We start from the raw sequence: 8,918 nt of genomic DNA on the forward strand, positions 1-8,918 counted from the left end.
CGACACGGGCGCTGCGGACGGGCGCGGGGGTGTGCGCCGCGGGCCCCAGTTGCTGGTCTGGGCGCTGGTGCTCATGGTCTTCTGCGGCCTGGCCCTGCTGTCGGGGCAGGCCGACGGCATCGGTTCGGGACGGGAGGCGTCCGCGCCGCCCGCCGCGTCGGCGCCGTCCGCCGCGACCGCGCCGGACGCCGCGTCGGCCGGCCCGCCCGCGTCCGCGGTGGCCGACGGCGGCGGCCGGCTGCTCGCCGCCCCCGCCCCCGAGCCGAGCGGCTCGGACGTCTCGGCCTGCAAGGCCTACGACGAGCAGCGGGACTTCCTGCCGCTGAACCGGTGGACGGACTTCTCGCTCTTCGTCGTGGACAACGCCTGGATCTTCAAGACCCAGCTGTTCGTCTCCATGATCGCCAGCCTGATGTTCATGGCCGCCTCGATGGCGTGGCGGATCATCGGCATCCTGATGGGCCTGAGCTACAGCTTCGACATGATCTGCTCCGCCGCGGGCCCGATCAACTCCGTCGGGCGGAGCATGTCGCTGTACGCGTCCTGGTTCCTCGTCCCCGGCTGGGTGTTCGTGCTGATGGCGGTGTTCCGGCGGTGGACGAGAGCCGGCCGCGGGGGGCCGGCGTCCGCGCTGCGGCTGCTGGCGGTGTTCCTGGCCGCGACCGGGATGATCTTCTTCATCGGCGACCAGTCCGACAAGAACCAGGGCGACCCGACGGCCCCGTACACGCTGCCGTGGATGGCGGAGACTGTGCAGGACTGGGTGGGCACGGGCTCCGACTCCCTTTTCGAGCTGCAGAAGCTCGGCCGCCTCGACGGGGACAGCTATGCCAACCCCGTCTTCTACGACACCGATCCGAAGTACGCGGGAAAGACCACGTGCGCGGCCCTCGACGACGCCCTCTACAAGCGGTACATGGATGAGAACGAGTACACGTCGGTGGCGAACGGCCGCGAGTCGATCATCCAGTTGAGCAAGATGTGGGAGGTCACGCTCGTCCGCTCGTGGGAGACCGCGCAGTTCGGCGAGGGGACGCCGGAGTACCCGTCCTCCGCGCACGCCGCCTGCCGGCTGCTGGAGGCGCACGCCGACATCGACCTTCAGAAGAAGCTCGACGCCTACGACCTCGCGACGGGCAATGACATCGGGACGACCAAGCGCGACATGATGCGCGGCTACTACATCGATCCCGAGGACGACGAGCAGACCATCACGGTCGCCTGGGGGGCCTGCAAGGGCAACGACAAGGGCACCGGCAGCAAGGAGATCATTCCGCAGTGGGAGGACGCCGACATCGATGACGTCGACAAGGCGTGCGGGGCCCTTTACGGCAGCGCGCCCACGGCGACGGACACGATGATGTTGCTGCTCGGCCCGCAGGCCAAGGTCAGGAACTTCTATTTCAACGGCTCGGACGAGCTGAACGACAAGCTCGGCAAGTGCGTCACGGTGAAGCCGGCGTGCCATTACAGCTGGCAGTTCGTGGCCGCCTGGCTCGGCAAGAACCAGGCGCAGCGGCTCACGCAGGGCCTGATGTCGATGATCGTGTCGTTCGTGTTCCTGTTCGTGCTCGGCCCGATCGCGGTCGGCCAGGCCGTCAGCAGCGTGGCGCTGGCGGGGCTGGTGATGATCCTGCCCGTGACGCTGCTGCTGATGGGGCTGGGACTGCCGCAGGGCAAGCGGCTGATGAGGCTGACCGGGGCCGCCGCGGTGGGGGACCTCTACTTCACGTTCGCGATGACGGGGCTGACGATGTTCGTCGACACGACGACGGCGGCGATCAACGCGGCGGTGGACTCGAACGCCCCGACCTTCTTCGAGCAGGTCGCCCAGGGGACGGCGCCGCTCGTCGCGCTCTACCTGTTCCGGCGGCTGAGCAAGATCCTCGGCATGGGGGACATCTCGACCACGACGGGGGCGCTCGGCTTCGCCGGGACGATGGTGCTGCGCTCCAGCGGCGACCGCCGGCTGTCGCGCAACGCGTCCCAGCGCGTGTCGCAGTCGCTGGGCCGGCTCGGTATGGGCCGGGCGCGGCTCGGCGCGCTGGACGAGCGCTCCCTGCAGCGGCGCCTGCTGAACAACGCGGCGACGCGTTCGGTGGCGGGGGCCGCCGGGCGGGGCGTGAAGCGGGCCGCCCGGCCGCTGACGGACTGGGCCAAGGACCGCTACGAGTCGGGCCGGGCGGGCGTGCTGCGCGGGACCCGGGCTCTGCAGCGCAGGGCGGCGTCGGGGTCGCCGGCGCAGCGGGCGGGCGCGTACGCGGCGCTGACCGCGGGCATGGCGGGGCTGACCGTCATGGCACCGCCGACCGTCCTCGCGACGCTGCCGCTGATGGCGTTCACCGGCGCCGCCGCCGCGCTGCGCGGCGGCGAGGCCACGGGGAACCTCGTGGCGGGCAAGTGGCGCGGCCGGGGCGGCGGCGGCGACGGCCCCGCCGCGGCGGGCATGCCGCTGGCGGGCAGCGCGCGCACGGGACTGCGCCAGGCCGACGACTGGCACCGCAACATCATCCGGGTCGGCGACGCCGAGGAGCAGCGCAAGCTGATGGCCCGGCACGCGGAGGACGGCCTGGAGATGCTGCGGGCCCGGCAGTGGGGCGACGGGTACGGCGGTGGGCTGAACCCGGAGTTCACCGGTTTCGGCAGCGACGAGGAGAGGGCGCGGGGGCTCGCCGAGATGGCGGCCAAGACGGGACTGAAGCCCGAGCAGCTCATGGTCGGCGACCACGGCCTGGCGATGCCGGTCCCGGTGACGGTCGACCGGCGGACCGGCCGGCGGGTCTTCGCGCAGGGCACGAGCATCGAGCAGGCGTCGCATCCGGTGCACTACCTGGATCGCTACACGTTGGGCCGGCAGATGGTCGACGGCGCCCAGGAGAGCGACGACCAGTACATCGCCCGGATCACCGCGCAGCTGCGCGAGCGCGGCTACGTCACCGACGACGGGGAGTTCGTCGACGTGTTCGCCGCGCACGGGTTCGACACGCGCGTCCCGGAGGTCCGCGAGCGGGTCGCCGCGTTCATCTCCGGCGGCCACGACGACGAGCTCTCGAAGATCACCGTCACGTCGCGGCGGTCGGAGGACGCGGCCGTGGCCGCGGCCTACGAGTGGGCGCGCGATTCCGTGCCGGGCTTCGAGCAGCGCCATGACCGCGGGGTGGTGGCGGTGGAAGCCGTCATGGAGGCCGCGAAGAAGGAGATCGGCGACTTCGGCCGGATCCGGGTGGAGCTGCCGGACGGCACGTTCGGGTCGGCCGGCGGCATCCACCGGCAGATCGAGCAGCAGATCCAGGACATGGCGATGGCGGCCCGGGAGACGCAGAGCCTGTACGACGCGCGGTCGAACGGCTCGATCTCCAACGACTTCTTCCGCGACGAGCTGAGCCGGCTGTTCGACCAGCACCAGAACGGGGTCCAGGACCTCGACCGGCTGAGCGCATGGCTGCGCGACGCGGTGGACGCGTCGACGGCGGCGCGCGGCGTCTGCGAGCTGCGGACCAAGCTGGCCGATCCGAACATCGCCGTGGACACCGCGGAGCTGTCGCTGGCGGCCGAGAAGTTGAACACCAAGTTCGAGCAGGGCCGGAAGGACTGGCACGAGGCGATCGACCGGCTGGTCGGGTCGGTGTCCCGCAGGCCGGGCGATGCCTCGGCCGCCGCGGATCTCGTCAGCGCCCTGGACGATTTCCGGGACACTCTCGACCGGGCGGTCAAGTCCGAGGAAAAGGAGAACCGCGGCGTCATCCAGAAGCTGAGGGGCCTGCAGCACGACCTCGACGACGTCACCCGGCTGACCAGGCTCGATCCCCGGCTGGCGTCGAGCCGTCCGACGGACATCCGCAAGTTGCTGAACGAGATGTACGACCGCGAGGTGTCGAAGAAGTAGGCGAGGTGCGGCGGCGGGGAGGAGACCTCCCCGCCGCCGCGGTGTCAGCGGCGCGATGCGCCGTTCTTCTGATGGCCTCCATCGCCTGGCCGGGGCGCGACGAGCGAGTCGCCGGCCGAGGCCGCGATGGTGACCGAGATCGCGATCCACCCGGCGGGGGTGGTCCGCTGCGTGGCGTCGAGCAGCCCCGCCAGTACCCCGGCCTGCGCCACCAGCGCGGCGACGGCGGGGTTGAGTGACTGCACCACGGCGAGGTCGCGGGGCGCGACCCGCCGCAGCGCGGCGTTCTGCAGCAGCACCGGGACGGCGACCGTCAGCACCCCCGCGGCACCGGTGAGGGCGAGCGGCCGCGGCGACGTCCAAATGCCGAGGCCGCCACCGGTGGCGAGCACCAGAGCGGTGAGGACGGGTGCGGTCAGGAGGTTGGCCAGTGCCGCCCCCTGGTCGGCCAGTCCCCGCGCCGCCATCGTCCGGACGGTGATGGGAACGTTCCACACGCACACCGCGCTCACCGCGGCCCAGAGCATGCCCAGGCCGTCGGAGCCGCCGCGCAAGGGCTCGTTCAGAACGAAGACCCCGCCGAACGCGACCCCGCGCCAGAACAGGTGCCAGGCGCCCCAGGACGTGCCGCGGGCCTGCCAAATCTCCGGCAGCCCCACCGACAGCATCCCGACGACCGCCACCGAGGCGACGGTGCCGAGCGTGAGCCGCTGCTCCGCGTACAGGTACGCGAAACCGACGACCGTGTTGCCGAACGCGAGGCGCAGGACGAGCCGCCACATCGCCCGGTCGAACTCGCGGATGCGCAGACCGCGGCGTGCGGCGACCCACAGCACCAGCGTGACCGACCCGGCCGCCATCATCACGCTGGAGGTCTCCAGCGGAGGACGCCCCGTCGCGATGGCGTAGCCGAGCTGGACCGAGACCAGCGCCGCCACGACCAGGCCGCCACCGGCGAAACGCCGCCCGCGGCCCTGTGCACACGATGACATCGCGTCACCTCTTTTTTGTTTGTGTTGCGCCGCCGCCCCGTGGGCGGTGGCGGCCGGTTCCGTGAACCGGCGCCCGTGACCGTGCGGTCTCCGGGCTATTTGTCAATCAAGGCAATCGGAAAAATCGAGATGGCGCGGCCCAGCGGGCCGGAGCATGCGTACGCCCGGGTCAGTGGTCGTAGCGGTCGCGGCGGTCGCGGTCGTAGCGGCGGCCCGGCCCGCCTCGGTCGTAGCGGTCGGCATAGCCTGAGCCGGGGCCGGGGCCGCCGGGGTCGACGAGCAGGACCCAGACGATGTAGCAGACCAGCAGCCCGCCGAGGATGCCCATGATGTCGACGCCGCCCGCGCCCAGGAACTTCTCGCGGGTCGCGGCGGCCGTGCACACGCCGTGGTCGCAGACGGCGTCCTTGTGGCGGCGGCGCCACCGCTCGGTCGGCGACGTCACCCGCACGCTCTGCTTCCCGTGGATCAGCACGGCGGTCTGGCGGACGCCGTCCTCGTCCGCGCCGGCGCCGGGCGCGAAGTGCCCACCCGCGTGGATCTTCGGCCGTCCCTGGTAGACGGCGTCGAGGGCCTTGCCCTCGATCCAGGACCGGTTGGCGACGCAGACCAGCGCGGCGACGGCGAGCATCGCCACGAGCACGATCCGGACGACCAGGCCGCCGCAGCCTCGGGCGGCTCGCAGGAGTGGCATACCAACGACCCGTGCGGAGTCGGGCCGCCTCCGCAACCCGGTACGGTGGTTGAACAGCCGAACAAACAAAAATAGAACCCCCGGCTCTGCCGGAGTCACACCACTAACGCGGGTGGGACCCCGAGGGCCGGGCGGCTGCCGGAACCTCTTATGTCCCGCTTGCGCGAACTAGGAGGTCCCGATGCAAGCCTCAAACAAGAATGCCTCGCAAAAACAATTTTGGCGCGGCGCCGCCGCCGGCACCCTCAACAACGGGCTGGGCGTGCTGGGAGGCGACTTCACCAAGAAAGTCACGCTCACCGTTCTCGGGCCCATGGCCGGAGCGGCGGTGGAATCGGTGGCCGGGGCATCGCTGCTCATGCTGCTCGCCTATCGAGACCGTGTCGCGGACGGACTGTTCCGTCGTGGACGGCCCGCCGCCCCCCGGAGCAGGCTGCCCTTGACCCGGCCGGTGGTCGTCAACATGATCCTCGCCGGTCTGGTGCAGGGCGCGTTGAAGGCGATGCTGGTCGCTTCATTGGTGACGGTTTCGGTGGGGATCATGAGCCCGCTCGGAATGGCGGTTCCATTGGCACTTTACGGCATCGAGGCCTGGCGGGAACGCCATCACATGGCCGCGGTGCTGGTGCCGCTGATCACCCTGGTCGGCGTCGCCCTCATCGCCCGCCCCCAGACGGGGAAGGTGAATCTGGCCGGAGTTGGATTCGCCCTTGCAAGCGGCGCCGCCAACGCCCTCCTAGCGGTGCTCTACGGACGGTTGCTGTCAATCGGCGGCGCGACGAAGAAGGAGGCCGACGAGGTGGGGCTGAAGGCGTTCGCCTGGGCCGCTTTCCTCGGTGCGGGCACTCTGACGGTCTGCGCGGCGATCATGGGCGGCGATTTCGGTCCGGTCGCGAACTGGCGGGTGGCCGTAACCATGATCTTGGGTGCGGCGCTGTTCAGCACCGTGCCGAGGATGCTCTACGCGGTGGCCCGCAGGTCACTCTCACTGGGAACGTTCTCGTTGCTCGGCGCCACCAGTCCGCTGATGGCCCTGCTCGTGGACATGGCCGCTTCGCGGCGGTTCCCGGACGTGCACCAGGCGCTCGGCGTACTGGCGATCATGGTCGCCGCGTGCGGCGTCGCCCATCTCAAGGGCCGTGACGCGCGGCTCGAACTCAACGCTCGCGGCGTCTCGACACCGTGAGTCCACAGGCGGCGGGGGCCCTGCGCCCCCGCTGTCAGTTCACGGGCGGCCTCGTCCACAGCGGATCGTCGCCGTCGGCCGCGAGGTGGTCCTCGTACATGGCGACCTTGCGTGAAACGAGATCGAGGCAGCCCTGAAGCTCCTCCATCTGCGCGGCGACGCGTTCCCGATGTTCACGCAGAAGGGAAAGCCGTGCCTCCACCGTCGTCATGCCCTCACGCACCAGCGCCGCGTACTCGCGGATCAGCGGCAGCGGCATGCCCGACGCCCTGAGCCGCGTGCACAGGTACAACCAATCCAACTCCGCGTCGCCGTACACGCGCTGCCCGCCGACGCGGCGCACCGGCATGGCGAAAAGCCCTTCCTTCTCGTAGAAGCGCAGGGTGTGCACGCTGAGGCCGGTGCGTTCGGCGACCTGGCCGATGCTGAGGGGCATGCCTAGGAGCTTGCCCTAGAGCCGACTCTAGGACCTAGCGTCCCGCCGCATGACCGTCACCTTGATCACCGGCGGCTCCAGCGGCATCGGCGCCGCCGCGGCGCGCCTGCTGCTGGACCGCGGCCACCGCGTCGCCGTCACCGGACGCGACCCCGGCCGCCTCGACCGCCTCGCCGAGAGCTGCGCGAACCCCGGCGCGCTCCTGCCCCTCACCGCCGACGCCGCCGACCCCGCCGCCATGCGCGCCGCCGTCGACGCCACCCTGGAACGGTTCGGACGGCTGGACGCCGCCGTCGCCAACGCCGGATCCGCCACCCCCGACAGCGTCGTCGACGGCGACCCCGAAGGATGGCGGGACATGGTCCTGACCAACGTCCTCGGACCCGCCGTCCTCATCCGCTCCTCCATCGACGCGCTGCGGGCCACGCGCGGCCGGATCGTCCTCGTCGGCAGCGTCGCCGGCTTCATCCACACCCCCGGCAACCTCTACGGCGCGACGAAATGGGCGCTGACCGGCCTCGCCGAGAACACCCGCCGCGCCGTCACCGCCGACGGCGTCGGCGTCACGCTGATCGCGCCCGGCCGCGTCGAGACCACCTTCTGGGACCCGCTCGGCGGCATCCCCGAAGGCCGCATGCTCACCGCCGGGCAGGTCGCCGAGTCGATCGCCTGGGCCATCGGCCGGCCGCCCGGCGTCGACGTCAACACCATCACGGTCCGCCCGCTCGGCCAGCCCGTCTGACCGCTAGCCGGGGTCCCGGCTGTGCAGGACGTCGCGGGCCTGCTCCGCCGCGCGGAGCATGCTCTCGCCGACGAAGTCGAGGTAGCGGGCGGCGGCCTCGAGGCGGGCGGCGGCGGGGGTGTCCTGGCCGAGGACGGAGACGCCCTGCCGCGCCGTCGCGGTGATCTGCACGAGGGACTGGGCGCTGGCGACCATCGCCTGGTGCCAGACGTCGTCGTCCACGATGTAGCGCTCGCGGCGGCGCTCGTCGCGCTCCCGCCGGACGAGCCCCTGCTCCTCCAGGAACGCGACCGCCTTCGAGACCGACGCCGGGCTGACCTCCAGGTGCCGGGACAGCTCGGACGCCGTGAGGCAGCCCGCGTCGTTCGTATAGAGGCACGCCATCACCCGGGCCATCATCTTCGGCGTCCCCGAGGCCATGAAGACGGTGGTGAGCGTCTCCTCGAACTCGCGCACGGCCTCGGGGTCGCGCCCGTACAGCTGCGGCGACGCCTCCGCCCCCCGGGGCGCGGGCTGCCTGCGCCGGCGCGCGCGATGCTCGGTGGCGCGGTGCGCCAGGTCGGCGCGGTAGCCGGTGGGACCGCCGTTGCGCATCACCTCGCGGGTGATCGTGGAGGTGGGACGGTCTAGCCGCCGCGCGATCTCGGCGTACGCCAGGCCGTCCGCCAATCCCACCGCGATCTGCTGACGGTCCTGCTGGGTGAGCCTGCCTCCGGGCACCGCGTCCTCCTCCGTACGTCCTCTGCAGCCCCCACCATAGCGTTCACTTCCAAGTGACTGCAACGAGTGCAATGCGGATTGTTGCGTTACCCGCGAGCCAGTTGCAATGATTTTGTGGAGATGACCTGTGGGAACGCTCGTAAGTCGCAACAGGTGTGTTGCCTGAACCTTGAAGGCAACGTAGCGTTTGCGATGTCAGAAAGAGCGAGCCGCAAGGCGAACCGCAAGGAGCACAACGATGAACACCACGATGAACACCTTC

Annotated in this window: 7 protein-coding genes; 3 read left to right on the plus strand and 4 right to left on the minus strand. The window is 71.1% G+C overall.

The window, feature by feature from the left end; translation table 11 throughout:
- Positions 1-31: 31 nt before the first annotated feature.
- Positions 32-3,886 (plus strand): hypothetical protein, encoded by a 3,855-nt coding sequence (locus tag J4709_RS47970; RefSeq protein WP_208252172.1) that lies wholly within the window; start codon positions 32-34, stop codon positions 3,884-3,886.
- A gap of 44 nt (positions 3,887-3,930) precedes the next feature.
- Here the strand turns inward: J4709_RS47970 and J4709_RS47975 are convergent, their stop codons facing one another.
- Both J4709_RS47975 and J4709_RS47980 read right to left on the minus strand, forming a co-directional pair.
- Positions 3,931-4,878, minus strand: coding sequence for a DMT family transporter (locus J4709_RS47975; protein WP_208252173.1), 948 nt, complete (start codon positions 4,876-4,878; stop codon positions 3,931-3,933).
- 169 nt (positions 4,879-5,047) lie between these two features.
- A complete protein-coding gene (locus J4709_RS47980; protein WP_208252174.1) occupies positions 5,048-5,572 on the minus strand; it encodes a hypothetical protein in 525 nt (174 codons plus the stop codon).
- A 181-nt stretch (positions 5,573-5,753) separates the two neighbouring features.
- On the opposite strand from J4709_RS47980, the gene J4709_RS47985 reads away from it, so the two are divergent.
- A complete protein-coding gene (locus J4709_RS47985) occupies positions 5,754-6,758 on the plus strand; it encodes a DMT family transporter (RefSeq protein ID WP_208252175.1) in 1,005 nt (334 codons plus the stop codon).
- 34 nt (positions 6,759-6,792) lie between these two features.
- On the opposite strand, the gene J4709_RS47990 is transcribed toward J4709_RS47985, so the two are convergent.
- Positions 6,793-7,194, minus strand: coding sequence for a MerR family transcriptional regulator (locus J4709_RS47990; RefSeq protein WP_208252176.1), 402 nt, complete (start codon positions 7,192-7,194; stop codon positions 6,793-6,795).
- A 49-nt stretch (positions 7,195-7,243) separates the two neighbouring features.
- On the opposite strand from J4709_RS47990, the gene J4709_RS47995 reads away from it, so the two are divergent.
- Positions 7,244-7,936, plus strand: a complete 693-nt coding sequence (locus J4709_RS47995) for an SDR family oxidoreductase (RefSeq protein WP_208252177.1) — start codon at positions 7,244-7,246, stop codon at positions 7,934-7,936.
- A 3-nt stretch (positions 7,937-7,939) separates the two neighbouring features.
- Here the strand turns inward: J4709_RS47995 and J4709_RS48000 are convergent, their stop codons facing one another.
- A complete protein-coding gene (locus tag J4709_RS48000) occupies positions 7,940-8,656 on the minus strand; it encodes a helix-turn-helix domain-containing protein (RefSeq protein ID WP_208252178.1) in 717 nt (238 codons plus the stop codon).
- Positions 8,657-8,918 lie beyond the last annotated feature (262 nt).

It is taken from the genome of Actinomadura violacea (assembly GCF_017573465.1).
GTDB lineage: Bacteria > Actinomycetota > Actinomycetes > Streptosporangiales > Streptosporangiaceae > Spirillospora > Spirillospora violacea.

Excerpts from the sequence above, each read along its gene's own strand:
- J4709_RS47995 (WP_208252177.1), top strand. The coding sequence starts at position 7,244 with ATGACCGTCACCTTGATCACCGGCGGCTCCAGCGGCATCGGCGCCGCC.
- J4709_RS47985 (WP_208252175.1), top strand. The coding sequence starts at position 5,754 with ATGCAAGCCTCAAACAAGAATGCCTCGCAAAAACAATTTTGGCGCGGC.
- J4709_RS47980 (WP_208252174.1), bottom strand. The coding sequence starts at position 5,572 with ATGCCACTCCTGCGAGCCGCCCGAGGCTGCGGCGGCCTGGTCGTCCGG.
- J4709_RS47975 (WP_208252173.1), bottom strand. The coding sequence starts at position 4,878 with ATGTCATCGTGTGCACAGGGCCGCGGGCGGCGTTTCGCCGGTGGCGGC.
- J4709_RS47990 (WP_208252176.1), bottom strand. The coding sequence starts at position 7,194 with ATGCCCCTCAGCATCGGCCAGGTCGCCGAACGCACCGGCCTCAGCGTG.